The organism is Nocardia sp. A7 (assembly GCF_046549215.1).
GTDB lineage: Bacteria > Actinomycetota > Actinomycetes > Mycobacteriales > Mycobacteriaceae > Nocardia.
In genome coordinates, this window is record NZ_JAJPWE010000011.1 from 1 (window position 1) to 20964 (window position 20964).

General features: G+C 66.1%; 25 protein-coding genes. 6 read left to right on the forward strand and 19 right to left on the reverse strand.

Annotated features, from left to right (window positions below; all coding sequences use genetic code 11):
• Positions 1–226 precede the first annotated feature (226 nt).
• From ACLJPD_RS32590 to ACLJPD_RS32600, 3 genes are all read left to right on the forward strand, one after another.
• Positions 227–1177 carry a tyrosine-type recombinase/integrase gene (locus tag ACLJPD_RS32590; protein ID WP_410877320.1) on the forward strand — a complete coding sequence of 317 codons (951 nt, stop codon included), beginning with the start codon at positions 227–229 and terminating at the stop codon, positions 1175–1177.
• A 92-nt stretch (positions 1178–1269) separates the two neighbouring features.
• Positions 1270–2061 carry a hypothetical protein gene (locus ACLJPD_RS32595; protein ID WP_410877322.1) on the forward strand — a complete coding sequence of 264 codons (792 nt, stop codon included), beginning with the start codon at positions 1270–1272 and terminating at the stop codon, positions 2059–2061.
• Between the two features lie 232 nt (positions 2062–2293).
• A complete protein-coding gene (locus ACLJPD_RS32600; RefSeq protein ID WP_410877324.1) occupies positions 2294–2584 on the forward strand; it encodes a hypothetical protein in 291 nt (96 codons plus the stop codon).
• Between the two features lie 145 nt (positions 2585–2729).
• Here ACLJPD_RS32600 and ACLJPD_RS32605 read toward each other — a convergent pair whose 3' ends face one another.
• Entirely contained in the window at positions 2730–3977 is a 1248-nt protein-coding gene (locus ACLJPD_RS32605) for a helix-turn-helix domain-containing protein (RefSeq protein WP_410877325.1), read from the reverse strand.
• Between the two features lie 713 nt (positions 3978–4690).
• Between ACLJPD_RS32605 and ACLJPD_RS32610 the strand changes: the two genes are divergently transcribed.
• Genes ACLJPD_RS32610 through ACLJPD_RS32620 form a run of 3 tightly spaced genes read left to right on the forward strand, consistent with a single transcriptional unit; the run spans position 4691 to position 5528 of the window.
• Positions 4691–5020 (forward strand): hypothetical protein, encoded by a 330-nt coding sequence (locus ACLJPD_RS32610; RefSeq protein WP_410877327.1) that lies wholly within the window; start codon positions 4691–4693, stop codon positions 5018–5020.
• A complete protein-coding gene (locus ACLJPD_RS32615) occupies positions 5017–5208 on the forward strand; it encodes a hypothetical protein (protein WP_410877329.1) in 192 nt (63 codons plus the stop codon). Before ACLJPD_RS32610 ends, ACLJPD_RS32615 begins: the two co-directional genes overlap by 4 nt.
• Positions 5209–5243: 35 nt before the next feature.
• Positions 5244–5528, forward strand: coding sequence for a hypothetical protein (locus tag ACLJPD_RS32620; protein ID WP_410877330.1), 285 nt, complete (start codon positions 5244–5246; stop codon positions 5526–5528).
• A 165-nt stretch (positions 5529–5693) separates the two neighbouring features.
• Here the strand turns inward: ACLJPD_RS32620 and ACLJPD_RS32625 are convergent, their stop codons facing one another.
• From ACLJPD_RS32625 to ACLJPD_RS32710, 18 genes are read right to left on the reverse strand one after another with little or no spacing between them, the layout of a single operon-like run.
• Positions 5694–5900: a hypothetical protein gene (locus ACLJPD_RS32625; protein WP_410877331.1), complete on the reverse strand. Its 207-nt coding sequence runs from the start codon at positions 5898–5900 to the stop codon at positions 5694–5696.
• A 13-nt stretch (positions 5901–5913) separates the two neighbouring features.
• Entirely contained in the window at positions 5914–6570 is a 657-nt protein-coding gene (locus tag ACLJPD_RS32630) for a hypothetical protein (protein WP_410877332.1), read from the reverse strand.
• On the reverse strand, positions 6567–7052 hold the full coding sequence (locus ACLJPD_RS32635; RefSeq protein ID WP_410877333.1) for a hypothetical protein: 486 nt from the start codon (positions 7050–7052) through the stop codon (positions 6567–6569). Before ACLJPD_RS32635 ends, ACLJPD_RS32630 begins: the two co-directional genes overlap by 4 nt.
• Positions 7052–7768, reverse strand: coding sequence for a hypothetical protein (locus ACLJPD_RS32640; protein ID WP_410877334.1), 717 nt, complete (start codon positions 7766–7768; stop codon positions 7052–7054). The genes ACLJPD_RS32635 and ACLJPD_RS32640 overlap by 1 nt, the downstream gene beginning before the upstream one ends.
• 19 nt (positions 7769–7787) lie before the next feature.
• Entirely contained in the window at positions 7788–8030 is a 243-nt protein-coding gene (locus ACLJPD_RS32645) for a hypothetical protein (RefSeq protein ID WP_410877335.1), read from the reverse strand.
• A complete protein-coding gene (locus tag ACLJPD_RS32650; RefSeq protein ID WP_410877336.1) occupies positions 8027–8419 on the reverse strand; it encodes a hypothetical protein in 393 nt (130 codons plus the stop codon). Before ACLJPD_RS32650 ends, ACLJPD_RS32645 begins: the two co-directional genes overlap by 4 nt.
• 16 nt (positions 8420–8435) lie before the next feature.
• Positions 8436–9725, reverse strand: coding sequence for a hypothetical protein (locus tag ACLJPD_RS32655; protein WP_410877337.1), 1290 nt, complete (start codon positions 9723–9725; stop codon positions 8436–8438).
• Positions 9725–10474 carry a hypothetical protein gene (locus tag ACLJPD_RS32660; protein WP_410877339.1) on the reverse strand — a complete coding sequence of 250 codons (750 nt, stop codon included), beginning with the start codon at positions 10472–10474 and terminating at the stop codon, positions 9725–9727. Before ACLJPD_RS32660 ends, ACLJPD_RS32655 begins: the two co-directional genes overlap by 1 nt.
• A gap of 1 nt (position 10475) precedes the next feature.
• The gene (locus ACLJPD_RS32665) at positions 10476–11072 is read right to left on the reverse strand and encodes a hypothetical protein (RefSeq protein WP_410877341.1); all 597 of its coding nucleotides are present in this window, start codon (positions 11070–11072) and stop codon (positions 10476–10478) included.
• A complete protein-coding gene (locus ACLJPD_RS32670; RefSeq protein WP_410877343.1) occupies positions 11062–11313 on the reverse strand; it encodes a hypothetical protein in 252 nt (83 codons plus the stop codon). The genes ACLJPD_RS32665 and ACLJPD_RS32670 overlap by 11 nt, the downstream gene beginning before the upstream one ends.
• Positions 11314–11365: 52 nt before the next feature.
• Positions 11366–11731, reverse strand: coding sequence for a hypothetical protein (locus ACLJPD_RS32675; RefSeq protein ID WP_410877345.1), 366 nt, complete (start codon positions 11729–11731; stop codon positions 11366–11368).
• Positions 11731–12675 carry a hypothetical protein gene (locus ACLJPD_RS32680; RefSeq protein WP_410877347.1) on the reverse strand — a complete coding sequence of 315 codons (945 nt, stop codon included), beginning with the start codon at positions 12673–12675 and terminating at the stop codon, positions 11731–11733. Before ACLJPD_RS32680 ends, ACLJPD_RS32675 begins: the two co-directional genes overlap by 1 nt.
• Positions 12672–13214, reverse strand: coding sequence for a M15 family metallopeptidase (locus ACLJPD_RS32685; RefSeq protein WP_410877349.1), 543 nt, complete (start codon positions 13212–13214; stop codon positions 12672–12674). Before ACLJPD_RS32685 ends, ACLJPD_RS32680 begins: the two co-directional genes overlap by 4 nt.
• Before the next feature lie 5 nt (positions 13215–13219).
• Entirely contained in the window at positions 13220–13657 is a 438-nt protein-coding gene (locus ACLJPD_RS32690) for a hypothetical protein (RefSeq protein WP_410877350.1), read from the reverse strand.
• On the reverse strand, positions 13657–15264 hold the full coding sequence (locus ACLJPD_RS32695; protein WP_410877352.1) for a hypothetical protein: 1608 nt from the start codon (positions 15262–15264) through the stop codon (positions 13657–13659). The genes ACLJPD_RS32690 and ACLJPD_RS32695 overlap by 1 nt, the downstream gene beginning before the upstream one ends.
• Positions 15265–15268: 4 nt before the next feature.
• Entirely contained in the window at positions 15269–16111 is an 843-nt protein-coding gene (locus ACLJPD_RS32700) for a hypothetical protein (protein ID WP_410877354.1), read from the reverse strand.
• The gene (locus tag ACLJPD_RS32705; RefSeq protein WP_410877355.1) at positions 16111–20640 is read right to left on the reverse strand and encodes a hypothetical protein; all 4530 of its coding nucleotides are present in this window, start codon (positions 20638–20640) and stop codon (positions 16111–16113) included. The genes ACLJPD_RS32700 and ACLJPD_RS32705 overlap by 1 nt, the downstream gene beginning before the upstream one ends.
• 1 nt (position 20641) lies before the next feature.
• Entirely contained in the window at positions 20642–20902 is a 261-nt protein-coding gene (locus ACLJPD_RS32710; RefSeq protein ID WP_410877356.1) for a hypothetical protein, read from the reverse strand.
• Positions 20903–20964: the final 62 nt, after the last annotated feature.

The following is a 20964-nucleotide window of genomic DNA, read 5'->3' on the forward strand; positions in this document are numbered from 1 at the left end:
CGACCTTTTCATTACAAGTCCCGGGGTTCTACTCGACTGGGAATCGTTGCGCCCGTGGGCTTGACGGCCTGAACCGGGCGGCGGGGGCATGTTCACCGGGGGAAATTTTGGCTCGACCGCTACCGCGATCGGCGGGGGGCGTGACACTGAAACACTGTCTGTCACATCGATTTCGGCGAAGCGCGTAATTTCGAGCTATCGCGCAACAAACTCTCAGCTACTTCCATTGCGTAACAGTCTGTTTCGTGAAGTTGATCCCAATTCTATGGGGCAGCAACGAGACAGCGCCGTCTCGGTGGCAGCGATCCTGCTGGAAGACTGGGAAACGGCGCAGTACGCACAGTCACTATCGGTGCGCACAGTTACCGAACGGCTCACATCCGTACGCCAGATGTCGCAATGGTGCGGCGTCGCCGCACATCTGGCTAGCGATCGTGAGGTATCCCGGTGGCTAGCCAAGGGAGGCAAGTGGCTACCGTCGACCAGACACACGTACTACACGCGGCTCAACGCCTGGTTCACCTGGTTGCAGTACACCGGCCGCCGCGACGATCACCCGATGGCGAGCATGAAGGCGCCGCGGCGACCCAAGAACCTGCCGCGGCCGCCCGATGACAAGCACCTGCCCACGCTGATCGCACACGCGAACCGCCGGCGCACTCGGGCCATGCTGCTGCTCGCCTTGTGCCAGGGCCTACGCGCCATGGAAATCGCAAAGTTCCATGCCGAGGACATCGACATGCAAACCGGCGAGCTCACCGTTACGGGAAAGGGTGGTCGAACGGCCGTGATGCCGCTGCATCCACGCATCCGAGAGCTGGCCGCCGAGATGCCCGCCGGGTACTGGTTTCCATCGCCAGGCCGGACCGGTAAACCGGTGTCGCGCAAGGCCGTTAGTTCCACACTGTCCGGTCTGTTCCACCGGGCAGGGATCACCGGAACCGGCCACTCTGCACGGCACTGGTTCGGCACGTCGCTGATCGACTCCGATGTGGATCTGATCACCACCAAGGAACTGATGCGGCACGAGTCCGTGGCCAGCACCCAGATCTACGTGAAGGTGTCAAAACGTCGCAAGCGCAAGGGAATCGACCGGATCGACCCCTTGACGGCGGGCACCCGCGCGAGCCGGAAACGGCGCAAGAATGCCGACCAGGATGCCGACGAGTCGGATTGATACGGACAAATCTGACACCCGATAAGGGAACGTTATCGGCGGTCAGAACCTCATCGCTCGAAACCTACTGATACGAAACAGGATTGAGTCACATGACAACCACCGAACCCGTCGTCGAGCCGGTGCCGTACTGGGAACGCGTCTACATGAGCGAGGACTTTGTACCGCCGGTCACCGAGACCACAGCCACCGATGCCGACTACCTGGCCACCCGGCTACGCCTGGCGCTCACCGCCGCCGCTCGCATGGCCGCAGAACCCGGAGCGCACAACATCATCGAGGGCATCCGACTGCGCATCGACGTCCAGCAGCTCGTCGACGAGCTCACCGTGTTCGGGCGCACCGGCACCGAACTGCTCGGCACGCTACGGCGTCAGTGCCCCGGCATCAGCTGGGAACGCAGCTTGGGACACATCGGCGGCACCCCCTCGCCGTGGGCGCTGGCCGATCCCGTAGAGCCGAGTGCGCGGCGGCTACGGCTACGGCCATGCGACGAGCCAGGGCGCTGGTCCGGAGTGATCGAGGGGGTGAAGGTCGTACTGCTGGGAAAGACTTCCGCGGCGTCGGTCGAGCGAATGCGGCGTGAGATCGGCGACGACGCCGCCGACTTCCTGCACAAGGTCGGTTCTGATCTGCCCCCGATTCCCTGGTCACGCACCAGCCGGGAGCTGTCCGGGCACGCGATGGATCATCCCGGTATCGACGAGCACACCATGGCCGGCCTGTGGGCCGCCGCGCTCGGCATCACCGATCTCACCCAGCAGTACGACGGGCTCAGTGCGTACACCGGCGAGACCCCAGTGGGCCCCGTGCGCCTTACGTGGGTCTCGGACGCGGTGCGCTGGGCTGCCACCGTCGCCGCGGCGCACGAGAGGCTGGGCTAGCCGGTGGAATGCCCGACTATCACGTGCCCCCAGTGCGGTCGCGTGTCGTATCACCGCGCCGACATCGCGCAGCGTTATTGCGCCGTCTGCCACCAGTTCCACGACTACATGAACCTGTTCGCGGCCGCGGCCGCCGAGACGAAGGACTGATGACCATGGATTGGCTGTACGCGATGTACCTGTTGATTTTCGGCACCCCGGGCGGGTCCGTGCCCCCGATGCGGCACGAGCCGTGACCGTCCTCGAACCCCAGTTCGTCGCGACCCGGTGGGCGGTGTCGTGCCTACCGGAAGACCATGCGGGCTACCGCCGGTCGATCGTCACGATCGAACAGCGCGGGCCGGACAGCTACTCCGTCGCCTATGACGGGTTCGTCCACGACGCCAAGGGCACACCCGAAGTCGAGCCGTTGCCGTCTGATCGGTCCGCCGAATGGTTGGCCCGATTCCGGCACGACTACCCCGCCGCGGCCGCGCTCGCCGCGAGGATCGCCCGCATAGTGGCGGTCAGCCTCACCGGCTGATCGGCCACCGAAACGACAACGGCCCCGTCCTGGTCGCAGGACGGGGCCGGTGTTGTGTCGTTCCCCGGCTGCTGGGCACGGAGTTGAACGCCGCCGAGGATACCCGGCGGCGAACCTAGTTCAGTTGATCAGCGATCGGCGCGTCTCACAGCCGCGACGACGTCAGGCCGTGCGATTCGAGCGCGCCGACGCGTTCGGCGAACCGGGCCAGCTCGCCGGTGCCCAGCTCGCGCTTTGCCTTCCGGAGCATGTAGCCGGACAGCTCGCGCACGATCGACCGGGACCGAACATATTGCGGTGCAATAGATTCCGCATTGAGCAGCGCGGCCATCGCTTGCGGGTACTCGCCTTCCTGGCTGTAGCCGCGGGCCAGCTCGATGAAGTACCGCGCGCGGCGTTCGGCGGTGGCGATCTGCTCGTGGTCGACGGTGGCCGCGATCTCGATGGCGTCGCTGCCGCGGCCTTCCTCGAGTGCAACCGACATTCCCCAGATGTCGACGTTCGGGCGCCCGAAATCGAGTCGGAACGCGTCACCGACGGCGGCGGTGCGGGTGGCCATGTCGCGAGCCTCGTCCAGGTGCCCCGCGGACTCGTGGCCGGTCGCCGCGCTGGCAAGGGAGGCCTGCAGGTGCAGCATTCCGTACAGCTGCATCCCCTCGGGCGAGCCGGTGAGGTCGCCTTCCAGCGAGTCGATCGCCGATTGTGCGCGGCCCAGTGACGCGGTCACCGATCCGGGCATGGCGAGCAGTACCTGGCTGGAAACGAACTCGCTGGCGGCCAGGGCGACGCGGTCGCCGCACGCCAGCGCGGCCTCGGCAGTAACCCGCGCAGCGTTCCAGCTCAGGGAGACCAGTCCGAGGCCCTTGGACGCCAGGCCGGTCGCAAACGCGGCCCGCGACAGGGCCGCCCAGGCGGCCTCTCGCTCGACGGCGGCGCCGAGGGTGGTACGCCGGTAGCAATCGGTGATCAGGGTGGGCAGAATCGCGCCGAGAGAGCTCAGGTCACCGGCCATACGCAGATCCATGGCGCGGTTGGCGTCACGCGCGAGCAGGTCGACGGCGGCGGGTTCGTGGTCGTCATCGCTTTGGCCGGCCGACATCAGAGCGGCCTCGATACGCGGCGCCGCCAAGTGAAACGCGCTGGCCGCGCTCAGGTGACGATCCTCGGCGTGACCGGTGAGTTCGGCAAGCGAGACCTGTAGCGCGGTCGCCAAGGCGTAGAGCAATTTCCGAGAATCAACGATCCGATCGCCGCTCTCGTAGTTGGCTAGGGCACTGCGGCTGATCGCCTTGCCGTCGACAATCGTCTTATCGGCGAGCTGCTGTTGAGACCAGCCCCGACGGACGCGGATGGTGGCCACATTGTGGCCGATGTAGCGGTCTGGGTCGTCCATGATGCGCTCTCCTGGGACAGGGTATGAACCGCTTTCCATGGTAGACGCAGGAACCGAATCCGCACACCGCCGATTTTGTCCCGCTGTGGGACAACATTCGCTTTGGCACCTGGGACGCTCAGATCAGGCGCCCCGCCCCTCGTCCGGGGCGCCACCCTAACCCAGCAGACCTCTTGGGGGAACGATGATCTCGACGGCGACCACGACGATCGCACCGTGCACGCAGCCACGACCGGCGCCCGATCCCCCGCCGTCGGCGTGCAAGGAAGTGCCGATTCCAAGCCTGTACGTTGCCCAACTGCTTCTCGGGCAGCACCAGCCGCATACCTCGAACAGCAAGAACCCGTGTGCGACGTGGATGGCCGCGTCGGCGTTCCTCTCGGCGGACTGCGAGGTCTACGAATGAGCATCACGGCGCCTCGTGCACGGAAATCGTCTCTGCGGCAAATGATTCGCGGCGTGATCGGCGGTTCCCACTATCAATCGTCCACGATACGGATAGAAGCGGATGCCCTGGCATCACTGGAATCGAGGGTGCTGACCGCGTTGGAACCGTCCGGGCGGCTGCTACTTCCCGCGACGCTCTGCGCGGTCTTGGGGCGCCCGCTCGGGGAGATCGAGTTGGCATTGGAATCGTTGCGGGCACAGCGGCTCGCGGCACGGAACCGGTGCGGCCAGTGGTACGCCGTGTACCGGATGCCGGGGGTGCAGGCATGACCGTCCTACCTACCCGGGTACGAAAAACATTGCGTGAGCGGATGATTCGTGAGGTGATCGGCGACGGCGGTACCCCGTACCTACCCGCGATCATCTGGTATGTCGACGACCATCCCGCCCTGTCCTGGTCGGAGGTAGGCGGGATGGTTCCGGCCAACCGGCGAGCCCAGCGGGCCCAGGCGATCACCGCGGCGTGTTTTCCCGCGCGGTACACGCCGCGGTGCGAGCAGCGGCCCGACGTACTGCGGCGCGTGATCGCCACGCTGAAACAGTGGTCGGGCGAGAGCTCCTGGAATGCCGTCGGGGCGGGGGGTGCGCAGCGGTGAGCAAAGCCACCAAGTCCCGCGCGGACGAACTGAAAGAACGGGCCGCGCAGCGCTCGCTTGGCCTTCGGCCCGGGCCCGAACCGCCGTACGGCTGGGAGTTGGACAACGGATTCAACGTACTGGCCTGCGGCTCGCTCGACGACATCGACGAATGGCTTACCCGCACCGATCCAGGGCCGCGGCCGTGACAGGAACAGAGCCGCCTCGTCGGGCGATCGGCTTGGTGAATATCGCTGTAGGCCAGCAGGATCGCGACCGTGACGTGCGGGCGATTCAGGCGATCGCGCGGGAACGCGGATACCGACTCATGTACTTGCTCACGATCGGCCCCCAGACGTACATGCCGATCACGGCTATCGCCCACGAAGCGTTGAGCCGTGATGCCGTGGCGGTCGTCGCGCCGTCGAGCCACCATTTCGGCGAGCACGTCGAAGCATTGGCGCGCGCGGTCACCCTCGAGACATGGGCGGGCACGGTCAAGCGCGTCGGATGGGATCCCACACGATGATCGAGCTGGTCGGCGCGTCAAACCATGGACGCGCCAACTTTGTCGGTGGCGGCCGCTACCATTTCGACCGTGTGAGCTGGCGTCTGGTTTGAGCTGGTAGAGCGCGTACCCCCGGGAACACCGGCAACTCCCCCCCCTTGCCGGATGCCCCGGGGGTTTCGCGTGTCAGGGGGTCGGCGGTGGTGCCATCTCGGCGTGCCAAGTTTGCTCCATCGCCTCGAGGTCGGCGGCCAGTGTCGATGACGGCACCACCCCGGGCGGGTACGGCTCGGTGTCGATGCCCTGTTCGGCGCACCAGTTCTCCCAGGCCAGCGACTGCATGAAGGCGTATCGCGCCTTGTAGAACGTGGTGATATCGAGTGTTCGGGCCATGGTGGGAACCTTCCTATGCTGCGAGGTCGTAGGCGTAGACCGAATCGATCGATGGGCTCTGGAACTGCTGTTGGAAGGTGGGGAAATTGCCGCTCAGCCCGATACGCACCCGGCGCTGAGTCGCGCCGATGGGGACGATGGCGCCGGTGTCGGTCCAGGTCAGGTGTGTGGCACCGTTGACCAGGATCGTGAAAACGTTGCCGCGGCGCCGGAATTGAACGAGAGCGTTGGTCGGAACCTGGGTGGCGGTGCTGGCTCGCGTGGTGCCGGTCGCGCCGGAACCGGTCGCGATCGTGCACGCAGTCGACCCGCCGGAATACAGCGAGGCGGCGACGTTGATGCCCGTCGCGTTGTTGCCGTTGTCCCCGGCCAAGTAGATGAGAACCGGGTTGTTGTTGGCGAGCGCGTACGAGCTCGCGATGAGCTGGACCCGCACCTCGTGGTTGTCGGTGTGCATCTTCCCGTCGTTGCCGCCACCGCGCCAGGTGTTGACGTATGTGGTGAGGCCGGCGCCCATGCCCTGCGGGGTGATCTGCAGTTTGTTACCGGAGATGACGCAGGGCTGGGCGGTGTCGGTGGAGAACAGCGAGCCGATCGCGCCGTTGGCCCGATTGAAGTCGTCGCCGCCCATGGCCATCGGCGGTTGCCAGATCGTGGCATGGCGACTCATATGCGGCGCCCGACGATCTCGGCGGCGAGCTGCACACCGGCGGTGGTGGTGTTGATCGCGGTTTGGTAGACCCAGATCAGATCACCGGCGGCTAGATCCGCGTTCGGGGTGGCGGCGCTCGGCGAGCTGGCGGCCGGGGCGGCGCTCGACGAGCTGATGGTGTTGCCGCCCGCGATCCCGTTTTTGCGCAGCTCGACAGCGGCGGTGCCGCCGGTCCCGGCCGTCTTGCACCAGTACCGCACCGAGGTCACCCGCATGGCGAACGGGACCACGTACGCGATGTCTTGCTGGCCGATGCCGACGGCGTGGAAACCGTAGCTCTGCCAGAGCATGAACCCGACTGTGTTGGCGGCGTTGGATATATCGGCGACCGGGATGCCGCCGCCGGGCAACGCGTACCTGGCGGCGATCTCGGTACGTACGGTTTTGATCTCGGCGCCGATGCGGGTGGCCAGCGCGGTGACCTTGCTGACAACCGACATCAGACCAGTGCCGCCTCGAACGTGGTGACGAAATCGGTTGTGGGGTCACCGATTTGAGTGCGGCTGTACACGCTGAGGTTGTCCTGGCCCTGGGTCTGCTGGGGGCCGGTCAGGGTCTGGGCGGCGTCGACGCGCAGCCGGTTACCCAGAGCCGTGCTGATCGTGGTCGCGAAATTGGGGTCATCGCCCAGTGCGGCGGCCAGTTCGTCGAGGGTGTCCAGTGTGCCCGGAGCGCTGGCGACGAGTGCCGCGGCCGCGGCCGCGGCCGCGGCGTCGGTCTGGGCGGTGGAATAGACGTCGAGGGTGGTGCGGGCGGTGGTGGCGCTGGTGGTGGTGAGTAGCGCGCGACCGGTCGTCGTCGAATCGGAGATGTTCGCGGCGGTGGGTGCGTAGTCGCCGGCCTTCGCCGTCGCCGATGTCGTGCCCAGCGCCAGATTAGAAGTGCCGGCACCGATCGCGGTGCGCCCGGCCGCGGGGTCAACGGCGCGGATCAGAGCCTTGCCGATGGTGGTGGCGTCGGTGATCGAGTCGGCGTCGATCGAGCCACCGGACCCGACCGCGGCCAACACCTCGTTGATCGCGGCCACCAGGTTCGACTTATCGGTGGTCGACAGTGAGGCAAGCGCGCCGGTGATCGCGGCACGCTCGGTGCGAATGGCCTTGAATTCGGTGCCGATCCGGGTGATGACGTCGGATAGCTGGGTGACCAGAGACATAGTCGAATTCCTTTGCTGTTCAGGCCATTCCGTTGAGGAACAGCTGAGTGAGAGATACCGGCGGTTCGAGTTCGTCGATGACGTCGTCGACGACTTGGTCCATGTCCTCGGGTGAGAGCTCACCGGGCGGGCCCGGCGGGCCCGGGGTGGCCACGACGATCACCTGGGCGCCGCTGGGGTCGGCGACGATATCGACCGATTCATCCTCGGCGACGATGTCGGCCGAATCGGGCACCGTCACCTCGATCACCAGGTCGGTCACAGCGCGGCCGCCAGACCGTCGAACCGCTCGATGATCCCGTTGACCACCATGCGGTCGTAGCCGGCGACCAGCTCGCCGTCGGGGTAGATCAGCCGGAACGACCAGAGCGTCGACGTTTTCAGAGCGTTGATCAGGGTGGCGTCGACCTTGACCACGCAGTGACTACCGACGGGGGTCGCTGGCACCGTGATGCGTGGCGCGTCGGCGGATTTGCGGTCGGCGTAGATCACGAACCGCGCCGTCACGCCCTCGGGGTAGTCGATGTAATCGCCGGGCGGGCCGCCGGGAGTCGTCGCCGGGGCGCGGCGGCGGAAGTCCACCACCAGGTCGCCGTCGAGCGACACCGGCAACATACGCGCCGGTGTCGGTGGAATCAGTGGGCTGGTCACAGTCGGTCACTTCCTCTCATACCTTCACTTGCACGCGAAAGTCGTTGAACGCCACGGAGTTCACGAACGCGGCGCGCTTGAACCTCACGCCGTAACCGCGGTTGCTCTCCGGTGAATGGGCGTTGATGCCGTCGACGTAGAGCAAGATCTCACCGGCGTACTCCACCCATGCCTCATCGCCGGTGATGACGTAGTTGAGGACGTCGCCGTTGTTGAGGGTGAGCTCATCCATGCCGAGGTCGGTAAATGTCGGGCTGCTCAGACTCCCGGTGAACTTGGCAATGTAGATCTTGTTGCTGAAGATGTTCAGGCAGATCCCCAGCGTGCCAGCCGAATTAATCCGGCCGACGACAGATGAGTCCTGCGAGCTCGACAGGCCATGAGCACCGCCCAGGGTCACCGACAGGCGCATGTTCCCCGTGCTCAGGGGGGCGCCGCTGCGCCAGGCGCCGCGGTTTCCGTCACTGAGCAGGCCACCCGCGAGCCCGAGCGAGTTGGAGTTGATCACGACGTCACTGCCTACGGTGGTCCACCCGTTGGCCGGTGCGCCGTTGGCCCGGTTGAAGTTGTCGTAGAAGACATCGGAACTCCACACGGGTGGAGGTGCGACATAGTCATAGACAAACCAGTCCTCTATCTCGGCTTCGCAAAAAGTTGCGCGCATCGCTTGGGCGCGGAGTCCCGGACCGCGCAGGAAACCACCACCTTCCAAACCGGCGGGAATGGTGTAGACCCAGCGGACAATGCCATCCATCCACAGGATGAATGTGTTGTCGTTGACGCATTTGATTCGCCAGGTGTGGGGCGCCATGAGATTGGCGCTATTGCCCATGTCATAGCTGACTTTGCGCGGCTGATCGATGGCTGAGTCTTTGTCGTCGAGCCACAGACTGACGGCGTAGTGATGCTCTGTTTCGTCGTCGTTGTTTGTCGTGGTGTAGTGCTCCCACCGGAAAAGAACCTGGTACTTCACGGCGGTGGGGTCACCGCCGTTGATCCAGTTCTTACCGAGAAAGAGACTGAATACGCGGGGGGTCAGAACACCGACGGGGTTCATGTTCATCGACCATTCGATCCCCCAATTCGCCGTGAGCGGGTAGTACTCGGACCCCCACCCGCCGCGCGGTCCGAGGCTCCAGAAACTGCCGCTGTCGCGGATGATCAGCTTGTTGTCGAGGATTTCGGCCGGGGTGCTGTCGCCCCATGGCCGCCAAGGCTGTTTAGGTGGGTTCTCGTTTGCCCGGTCGAACGGGTCGAGCTTGCCCTGTTTGGACAGCGGGCGGCTTCGCTTGAGTAGCCACGGCATCAGGGCTCCAAAATGACGGACTCGATGCAGCAGTGCAGCACGCTGGCTACGCCACCGATCGCGGTGACGTTGCACTTGAAGTGGTCCAGGTCGGTGGTCTGGTAGTCGATCGAGTTGTCCGGGTAGACAGTGGCGCCGGAAGTGATGTTGGTGGTCAGCACGACGGACTCAGCACCGGCGACGGTCCGCCGGATGAGCTGCACAGTCATGGTCCCGGTGTTCGATCCGAGGGTGTAGATCACGCGGGTGAGCTTGCGGATACGACCATCCGGGGTGGTCATCAAGATCCCCAGGTTTTCCTCGTTCTCGCCGTAGAGGACAGCTGCCGTCGACACCGAGAACTCATCCTTGTTGTACTGCGCGTTCTCGTAGGCGATGTCGGCGGTTTCCTGTGCGGCGGCCGCGGCGTTGGCGGCGTTGCTCGCGGCGGTCGACGCGGCGGTGGCGGCCACGTGGGCGGCGTTGGCGTTGCCGTAGGCCACATCGGCGGAGGCCTGCGCCGTTTCCGCGGTGACCTCCACCTGGTGGATGAAATCGGCGACACCGTTGAGGGCGTCCTCGAGGGCATCGCCCACGACCGGGATGCCGCTGAGGATCAGGGCGAGGTCACGCAGCGCCCCGGCGATCCACCCGAAGATGAAGTCGCGGAATCCGTCGAACAGTGCGCCCAGCACGTCGTCGGGGCGCCACTGCCCGACAGTCTGGCCTTGGCTTTCGGGGGGAATCGGGGCGTGGTCGGGTGAGGTCATGTCAGCACCGTTCGGGCGGGATCGGCTGTGCCCGGCGGCGTTCCTCGAGCGCGGCGCGTTCGGCTATCAGCCGATCACGCTGCACGTCGATTCCGGCGGCCGTGCGGTTGTACTCGACGAGCAGGGCGCGCGCGTCGATCCGTTCACCCGGTGGCGGCGGGGTGGCCAGGGCCTTGACCAGGTCACTCCACACGATGTCTCGCCGGTCGCGTAGGTTGTCGTCCTGTTTTTCCAGGTCGCGGTCCTCGTTGCCGATGCGCCGCAATTCCAAACTGGTGGAACGGAATTGCGCGTTGCACTCGCGCTGATGGGACGTGAACAGCACCATTTGTGCCTGGCCGTAGATCACCGCGGCCGCCATCACCATCACCAGCACGACCACCGTGGCGGGCTGGCCACTGGCCCGGCTCAGCCAGGCGCGCACGTCGCGCACCCAGCCGAACCGCTGGCGTAGCGGGGTGCGGTCGATTTCAGGCACCAGTACGGTGCGCTCGCCGCGACGGACGCGGCGGAAACCGAGCAGGTACATGCTGCACGCGGTGATGGCGCTACCCGCAGCCAGCCCGAACAACAGCGCCGTCCAGTAACTAGTCGGCATCGCGGTCACCCGATTCCTTGTCGGTGGAGTCGTCTTTGGGGTTGCGCGCCTTGTAGTAGGCGGCGGCGAGAGAACCGGCCAGGCCGGTGAAGACCGTGCCCATCAGCATGGTGATTTCCGGGGCCGGTTGATACTCGGGAGGTCGGACGGCGGGCAGGATGATGAACGCGATGAACCAACCCGTGGTCACCGTGCACGCCATGAAGGCCAGGGCCTTCACCAGTAACTTTTCGTCGTTCACGTCGCCGCACCACCTTTCCGATGTCCTGGTCCGCGCGGCTCATGCCCAGCGCTCAGGCACCGCGGTGCCGAGGGCTGGTGTCGTCTCGTGCGGGTAGTCCGATCTGGCCGCGCACCTGGTTGAGGATGTCGAGGCCCGCGGGCCCGATCCGTTCGGCCGCCAGACGTTCGAGCTCATCGAGTGCGGTGCGCGCGGCCGCGGCCGCTGCCGCCGGCACTTTGGTGTTCGGGGTCACCCGGCCCCGTGCGGCCTCGGCCGCCGGGACACCGAGGACCAGTGCGATCGCCGCGGTGACGAGCTGGGCCATGTCGCCGTCGATCGTGCCCCGGATGGCCAGGTAGCCGACCAGCCCGACCAGCACCGGGTACACGAGCAGGCGTACCGGCTCGTTCGCGCGCACCCACGCCAGCGCGCGCATCACTGCTCCCGCTCGCCGAGCAGACGATTGAGCTTGGCGTCGATCGCGCGCGTGTTGGCGGCGATGTCGAGTACCCAGCCCACCAGCGATTTCGCGTCGTCTTCCTCGGTGGCGCCGGGGAGCTGGAACCCGTCCCACACCATTTCGTTCCACAGGTCGGCCCAGATGTCGTAGGGCCAGGGCTCATCCGGTGATCCGGTCGAGCTGTTGACGTGCTCGGGGTGGCGGATCTGGCGCAGTTTGGCGGGGAACGGGTTGAGCTGGCCGGCGCCAGCGGTGACGGGGTCGGACACGGGGTTTCCTCCTGATTGGTCGATACCGAGCAGCGTCAGCAACTCGGGGATGTCGAGGCCGGACACGTTGAGGTCGACCCCGGCGGGCCAGGGGTCGCACTGGCCGCGGTCGGTGTACTGCTGGGCGAACGCGGCGGTGCGCATCCACACCGGCGGCGGGGTCGATGCCCACTCGCCGGGCGTGAAGGAATAGGACGGGGTCACCCATCGCAGACCGGGCGGTCTGTTCTTCCACAGGTCGGCGTTCGCCACGGCGTTGAGGTAGCCGAACACGCGCCGGTCGTCGCCGTACCAGCCGCGCAATCGCGCCACCTCGTCGTTGACTTCGGCGGACTGGTCGCCGCGGATCACCCCGCCCGCGTCCTCGACGTCGACCATGGTGGCGGTGCGTGGGTGTAGCCACAGCCCGGCCTCGGTGAGCAGGTCGCGGTGCAGGTCGCAATTGGCCTGGCCGGGGCGAAAGAAGTAGTACGGGAACACCGCGGCCAGGTCGCCGGAATCGAGCATGGCGCGCGCCTGGCGGGCATTGTCGAGCGCGAGCCGGTCGGGGGTGTCGCCGCTGTTGGTGCGGAACGCGAACACCTTGTGCGGGTAGGTGTCGTCGATCGGTCGGCCTTGATGGTGGCTCACATCGGCCCAGGTGGTCGTCATCGCGGCCGCCTCCTCGGGGGTAGCAGTTGCGAAAATGCCTGCCGCACAAGCGGATCAGTGCGCGGGTCCGGGCGCGTGGGGGCCGGGTTCAGAATCCGGTCGACGACGTCGTCCAGTGCCGAATCGCCCTCGGGCAACCCCATCTGAAAGTGCATCTCGTCGGGGCGCAGCCACTCGCGACCCCAGAACACGGCCCCGTCGTAGCAGTCCACCAAGGCCTCGATCCGGGCGATCAGATCCGCCGGCATCTGGAAGTAGCCCCACGGCCATTGGGGCGCGTTGATGTCGAGCGCGGTCCCACTGAGATGGTTGGAGTTGGGCACCGCGTTGGTCGGCGACCAGCCCCACACCGGCGAGATGATCGGCGCACACTCGGCGTGATAGCGGCGCACGAAGTCGCCGAGGATGACCGCGGGCGCTCCGGAGCGGATCGGCGCGGTGTTCATGAACGGCCCGTCGACGAGCTCGCACATGTCGCGGTCGCAGATTCGCCACCCGTTCTCGCTGCGGGCATAGCCGGAGTAGGTACGAAATCCCATATCCCTTATCCCCCTGCCTGTTCGATCTTGGCGTCGAGCTCGGCGCGTAGCGCCAGCAGTTCCGACGGCATCAGCGCGTCGGCGGCCGCCGACACCACAGCCACCGGGTTCGGTGGCGGATCGGGCGCGGTGATGTCGACCCAGTTGCCGGGGTTGGTGATCGACCCGCCACCGCGTAGCGGGTCGATCCGCTTGATCAGCGCCTTGTCCGGGTTGAGCTCGAACCCGACCAGGTCGGCGTGCTCAGCGATGCGCGACGCGGTCGAGGGCAGGGTGATCGCCCCGCGGGCGGTCGGGCGCCACAGCCGTGTCGCGGGGTCCCTGCTGCCCGGGCGCGGTGGCACGGTGACCCAGGTCCCCGAGATCGGGATATCGCGGAACAGCTCAGTCCATGGGTGCAACGGGGTGTCGTCGTAGCTGGTCCCGTCGGGGTAGTCGGCCATCAGACACCGACCCCTTGGATCTGCAACAGAGACAAAATGTCCTCCTTGTACCGCATCAATTTCGCCGCCGGGTCTTCCTCGGCCTGGTCGTTGCCGATCGAGATTTCCCATGTCGGCAGGCTTGCGCGATCGCCCTTGTTGCGGATGGCGTGGACGTGGTCGACGTAGAAGTCACCGCCGCCGAAGTCGAACGCGATCCGGTCCATGAGCTGGAAATGCTTGCCCGGCACATACGGTGCGTAGGCGTCGATTTCGGCGGTGTAGCTGGTGTAGCCGCGGGTGTCGTGAAACCCGGTGATCAGCGCTTGCAGCGTGCTGAGAGTGAATCCGGTGCCGGGGCCTTGTACCCAGTTCTCCATCCACGCGTCCGGGCCCATGTCCGACTTGCGCATCGGGTTCGGGATGCGGTGGAACGCCAGCAGGGTGTCTTCCATGAGGAAGTCGAAGACACCGAGTGCCAGGCCGGGGTTGCCGATCAACATGCCGAGGTAGCCGAGCACCGCGTTCGCGGCGAGTTTGGCCGCGCTGTTGACCCACTGCGGGGACTTGCCGCCGGTGACCATCGCGTAGGCGAGCGCCTTGTGGATGGTCATGGTGTGCGAGCGCACGGTGGAGTGTTTGCCCGCGGGGAAAACGACCCAGGGCGCGGTCTTCACCGTGCCGAACCAGCCGGGCAGCTTGTACTCGTCGGGTTCTTCCCGCGAGAGTTCGGTGATGATCTCGTTGATGAAGTCTTCGGCGACGGTCCCGACCAGGTTGAGTAGTCCGTCGACGAGTGTGCCGGTCGGTCCGGCGTACCCCGATTTGTCGAGCACACGGAATACACGCGTCGAGTGCTCGAGGGTGTAGAACGATCCCGCCGGCTGGGGGTCGCCGGGCATCCACCGTTCGGGTTTGAGCAGCAGCCCGGCCGATGCCATGGTGGGCGCGACCAGGTCGTGCAGGTAGGGGAACCGCGCGTTGAGCACCGTCCATTGGCTGGTGTCGGTCAGCGGGTTGATCGGCACCATGGTGGTCCACCAGTGCGACGGATCGAACATGCCCGCCCACTGGTCGGGGTTGAATATGTTGTCCGGGATGGCATTTAGGCTCTGGACGCGCCATAGGTTGCTCAGGGCGTAGAGCGCGACGCCGGTCGCCGAGGGCCCGGCGTAGGGCATGGCCTTGGGGATCTGGATTTCGGCCGGGGTGGCGGGGTTGGCGAAGCAGATCAGGCGTTTCGCGGCGTGGTAGTCATGCAAAAAATGGACGCGGACCGCGACCATTTCACCGGCCTTGTAGATCCGCTGGATGGTGTCGCACTTGCCACCCCACCGCCAATGCGGGGTGTCGACCAGGATATGGACGTCGGCGCGACGGTTGGCCGGGTCCAGCAGCCACGGAACCAGCAGATGATCGCCGGGCAGGGTGAATTCGCCTTCGCCGGTGTCGTTGGCGATCTCCTGGAAGTCCCACGCCAGCTCACCGCGCAGAGTGGTGACCGGATCCCAGGACTTGTCGCACACCACCATTTTCGGGCGCGCGAGGGCGTCGGCGGCCTCCTGGCGGCGGCGGCCCAGGATGTGGGCGCGCACGTCGTCGAGGGTCAAGAACTCCGGTGCTGTCACGAGCTCACCCCCACGGCCGTCGATAGAGCGGGGTCATATACGCAGTGACCGCGGTGTCGGTGTCGCCGCCGGTCACGCTCACCGCACGCGAGACCGGCACGGTGGTCCGTGCGGGGATCGTGTTCTGGAACAGCAACCCGGCCATGCGGGCGGCGGCCTGGGTGTTGGTGACGGTGTCGAGCTGCACCCCGGTTGTCATGTCGGGGTCTACTAGCCAGTGCTCGCCGTCGGCGAACTCGGGCAGTTGGCGGGTGTCGGTGCCGATGCCGTCGGGCAGGGTGACCCGTGCGCCGGCTTGCCCCCAGCCGGCGAACTGTGGCCAGATCTCGAGGTCGCCGGGGTTGGCCAAATTGATTGTGCCGGAACCAGATCCGCTGGTGTTGGTCCAATTGGAGGTGAGCAGCGGGCCGCGCCATCCGGGGCTGTAGGCCACCGTTGGCATGGTCCATTCCATTTCGCATTCCGGTTCCCAGTCGAACGGGTCGGCGGGGTAGGTCTGCAACCGGACCGGCTGGCTGCGTTCGTTACCGTTGCGATCCGCGGCGACCAGCAGCCCGTCGGCTTCATCCGACCAGGCGTTCCACCACTCGGATTCGATCTGTTCCCATTCCGCCTCGGTGGTGGCGCTGGTGAAGATCTTCATGTCGATGATCGAGGGGTCGGTTTTCGACGGGCCCGGGATCGCGCCGCGCATGTAGGCCGGTGTCTGGGTCATCGGCACCCGCACCGGGTGATAGAAACCGGCCAGGCTGGTCAGGTAGACGCCTTTTTCGCCCATCAGGTGCCCGTGCAAAGGCCAGACCGAATCGTCAACGCCGATATAGCGGATATTGCGCCCAGCGACCATTACCAGCCCCTCCCGTCGTAGCCGCCGGTGCGCGCCCACTGGCGACGCGACCACTCGCTGGCGATCTCGCCAGCGGTGTAACCATGGGCGATGTAGGTGTCCCCGCCGCGCTGCACGTTGCCGCGGCCGCCGCCGGTGGTGGCCATGGAAGACAGCAGCCGGTCGACGGCGTCGATGTTGGCGGCCGCGGTGTCCCACTTGTCCGCGGGCAACAAGGGTTCGGGCTTGGACAGCATCGACACCGCGACACCGCCGGGCATCAACATGCCGCCGGTGTCGAAAAGGCCGGCCTTGCGAACCCAGTCGCTCGCCTCGTCCATGCGCCCGGCGTACTTGTGCGGGAACGCCGAGCGCTGCACCGCCTGGGCGGCCGCGCCGGGGTCCATCGATTCCCAGCCTGGAATGTCGCCGAGTGCCTTCATGAACAGTCGCGCCGAGATCTGCGAGGTCATCCGGTCGGCGACCGATCCCCACGGCCCGCGCTGTTGCATCACACCGAGACTGTCGTCGGCCGAACCGACAGCATCATGCGCGTAGGAAAGTGACTCGGGCACAGTCGAATTCGCGTACATCTTGAGTTCGGTTTCGACGAGCCCGACGGCGTTGCCGATGACCGCGCCGATCTCGCCCATACCCATATCGCGGGCAACCTTGGCGATGTCGTAGCTGTAGAGCGCCGAGCCTTTCAGCGATGACGCCGGATCGACCGGCACCGCGGAGTTCGCGTCACCGGTGCCGGTACCCGTCGACGACGAAGGGGCTACGGTTTCCGCCGCTGGCGAGGACGGGGTGGCCCCGGTGGTGGCGCTGGTGTTGTCGGTGGTGCGCACGCTGTCGCCGGTGTCGCCCTTGAGCCATGCACTCGGATCGGTCCACAGCTCCCCGTCGAGCCCCACTGTCTCGAGCAGCCCCGCGCGGAAGATCGACGCGAAGTCCGCGCCGAGTTCGTCGAACGTCTTGAGCCTGGAAACACTGGTGGCGGTCGAGCTCGTGGTGGCGTCGCTCGAGTCGCCGGTGTCTGTCGAACTCGGTCCGGTGGTGGTACTCGGCGGGCTGGTGGCCGCGGACGTGCCCGCGGCGGTGTCGGTGAACATCCGCGCGGGGAAGTGCGCGTGGTCGGTGAATTTCGATCCGGTGGCCAGCGCCGCGCCCCCGCCGAACTGGCCGTTGCCGCGGGCGCCGCCCATCTCGAACCCGGTGCCACCGGGCGCACTGCCCGCGGTGTGGCCACCATAGGGGCCGCCGTTATACCAACCCAGGTTGTAGTCGTTGGGGCCGCCGAGGCCGGGCAGCGCGCCACGGTCGGCCAGGGCCTTGGCCATCGTGCCGGTGCCGAACCGGCCGCCGGTTTCGGTGTCGCCGTAGGCGATCAAATTGGCCGCCTTGGCCTGGGCGCCGGAACAGTCGGTCACCCAGCCGTTACCCCAGCCGCCGAAATCGTAGGTAGCGCCCTCGATGCCGCGCAGCTGGTCGAGGAACTGAGAACGGCTGACCTTGCCGCCGGTGGCGTAGCCGTTGAGCTCCGGGAACATCGCCGCCAACGTGGCCGCCGACGGGGTCCACCCGGCGTTGAGCGCGGCCACCAGGCGGTTGCCGCCCGCGTCCATGCCCGCTTCGGTGACCACGCCCTCACCCGTGGACACCAGCGCCGTCGGGAACCCCTTGGTATCAACACCAAGGATCGAGTCCGATGTGCCGGTGCCCGGGCCCCACAACACCCCAGCGGAGGTGCGACCGGCGGGACCGACGGTGCCGCCGGTGCGGAAGTTCTGCATGGCCCGACCCAGATCCTGGGCAGCACCGGCACCCGGGATCTCGAACCCGCCGATCGAGGACGGAACCTTGACGAGCAGCCCGCCGAGGAAGTGCACGGCCGGGCGCAGCGTGTCAGCGACCCCGGACCACATCGACTTGATGACACCCCCCGCGGCACCGAAAGCATCACCCACCAGGCCGATACCGCTCTTGACCTTGTCGAAAATCGGGGACATAACGTTGTCCCAGGCGAAGGAAATCGCTGCGCCGATGGTGTCGAATACCGGGGTGATGACGTTATCTTTGAACCACGTAAACGCCTCACCGAGGACACTCACGCCGGTTTTCATGTTCTCGAATACGGGCGATCCGACGGAGTCCCAGAGCCAGGAAATCACGGCGCCGATGGCTTGGAACGCGGGCGTTGCCACGTCGTTCCACCACCACATGATGGCGTCACCGACCAGGCCGATCAGCTTCTTGAAGTTGTTGAAGATCGGCGAGCCGACCGTCTCCCAGAAATAGGAGATCGCGGTACCCGCCGCCGAGAATGCCGGGCTGACGATGTTGTTCCACCACCAGCCGATGACGTCGCCGACCACGCCGATAGCTATTTTCAGCCCCGCAAAAGCTGGCTGCACAATTCCGGTCCACCAGGACGAGATGAGCGAGCCGATTGCCGAAAACGCGGGCGCAATGGCGCCGTGCCAGAAACCCATCACGGCAGGCACGAGCGTTTGCGTGAACCACGATCCGATTGCCGAAAAGATCGGTTTGAGAAAGGCCCACGTCGCCGACACGGCCGTCTTGATACCGTTCCAGATCTTGTCCCAGAGTGCTTTGCCGACTTCGGTTTTGGTGAAGAATGCCCAGAGCGCGACGCCGATCGCGGCGACGGCGATGATGATCAGGCCGATCGGACTCAACGCGAATGTCATCGCGGAACCGAATGCGTGCGCGGCGACTGAGCCCGCGAGCATCGCGATCCTGTTGGCCACGAAAGCCACAGTGCTGCCGTGGGTCACGGGCAGCGTGCGCCCCATCGCAGCGGCGAGTACGCCGGATGCCACGGCACCGGCGAACGCTGCTGCGTTCCACAACAGCATGACCGCGCCTGCGATCTTGAACCCGGTGGCGATGAGCAGCAGGTACGGGGCCAGGGGTGCCAGGTTGGCCACGAGTGACGCGAGGGGCGGTGCGATCGTGGCGAGCATTGTCGCCCACGGGGTGAAGGCCTCGACCAACCTCGGGATCAGCGGGGCCAGCTCCTGCATCACGCGGCCCAGCGCGGGCATGATGATGCTCGCCATATTCAGCAGCGCGGGCGTGGCCTCACGAATTCCATTGCCGATCGCGACGAATCCGGGTGCGAGCGCCTGCGCTGAAATCCGGCCCATCTGCACAAAAAGGTTCAGCAGCGGACCGGCGACATTGCCGATGTTCTCGAATACCTGCTTGAACTGAGACAGCGCGCCCCGGATCTGCTCGGGCGTGATGCTGCGCAGCTTCTCGCCGAACCCGAGGAACATCTCATTGAGCCCGGCACTGGAATCCTGGAACGTGGTCGCCGCCGTGCTGGCGAAAGTGACCAGACCAGAAGACAAACCACCGAGGCCGGACTCTGCCTTGTTGAGATGCTGGAAGAACACACCCGAGGCGTCACCCATTTTCTGGAACGCCTCGATGGTCGCTGGCCCGGTGAGCGACATGCCGATGTCTTGGCCGAGCTGGCCGAGATAAACCGACATCCACCCGAACTTGCCGCGCACCTGATCGATCCCGACACCGACCCGAGCGAAAGCAGGTTCGAGCTCTTTCGAGAATCGGTCGACCATTTCCATACGCATCGTGCGGAATGCCGTCAGCATCGGGCCCATACGCTGCCCGACCATTTTGTTGAAAGTCTCGTCGGCATCGGAGAATTGCTTATTGAAATCCTTGGCGCCGTCGGCCAGGCCCTTCATACCGATTTTCAGCGCGAAAATCGCCGGACCACCAAGACCGGCCGCCGCCCCAGCGAACGCACCGAGGGCCATCACGCCAGCCGACAGCGCCGCCGACAGCGCGCCACCGACGATCGTCGCCAGGCCGGACACGACGCCGATCGCCGCGGCCGCACCGACCGTCATTTTCGCCAGGTTCTTCGCGAACCCGGTCATGGCGCCCACGAGTTTGACCACACCCTGCAACACCAGGAACGCACTGGTGATCTGGCCGATTTCCTTGGCGACCCGGCTGGCGATCGCGGCGATGATCCGCAAAGCGCCGGCCAGCTTCGCCAGTCCGGTCGCGGCCACCTGCTTGAGCAGCACCGCCGAGATGAACGTGGCCGCACTGAAACTCTTGACGATCTTGGCCGCGATCCCGAAACCCGTAGCGATCGTGCCCGCGTTGACCACGAACAGCCGCAATCCCGCGGTGCCCACGCTGAAAGCGGCGCCCAGGCCCCGCAATCCGGTACTGAATCCGGAGACGAATCGCCCGCCCGCGTCGCGGCCGCTGGCCTCATAGTCGCGGTCGTCGATTCCCTGTTGGATCGCGTGCCCGGCCTGGATCCCGGCCCGGCGCCCTGCTCGGGCGACCGGGCCGACCATGCCTTGCCCGGCCTGGGAGTAGTTGGTGCGGTTGATCCCGGTGCTGATCCCGGTACCGGCCTGATCACCGGCGGTACGCCCCGCTTTGGCGACCGGTGCCACGATCTGGCGACTGACCTGCGACGAGATGCCGCGCGCGGTCGGGATGATGACCAGCGTGGCGTAACCGATCGTGGCCAACTCACTCCTCCTTTCGGCGTTGTCGGCGTTGTTGGATCGCGGCGCGGCGCCGCTTGGCTTTCTGCACCGCGGCGGCGCGTTCGGGCGTCATCGGTTTCGGTGATCCCTTGGGGCGGCCGGGGTGGTCGAGATCGCGGGGTGCCTTCTTGCCCAGCGACTTACGGGCGGTCAGAACCCACAAATCAGCCAGCAGGTGATCGGTCAGACTCCACGGGGTCTTGCCGCCGTTGGCGTCCTTGGCCAGCGCAGATTCCGCGGGCATCTCGAGTACCCGCACGTAGACCATGCGCAGGGTGAGGCGGCGCTGGCCCTGCTCGTCGAACC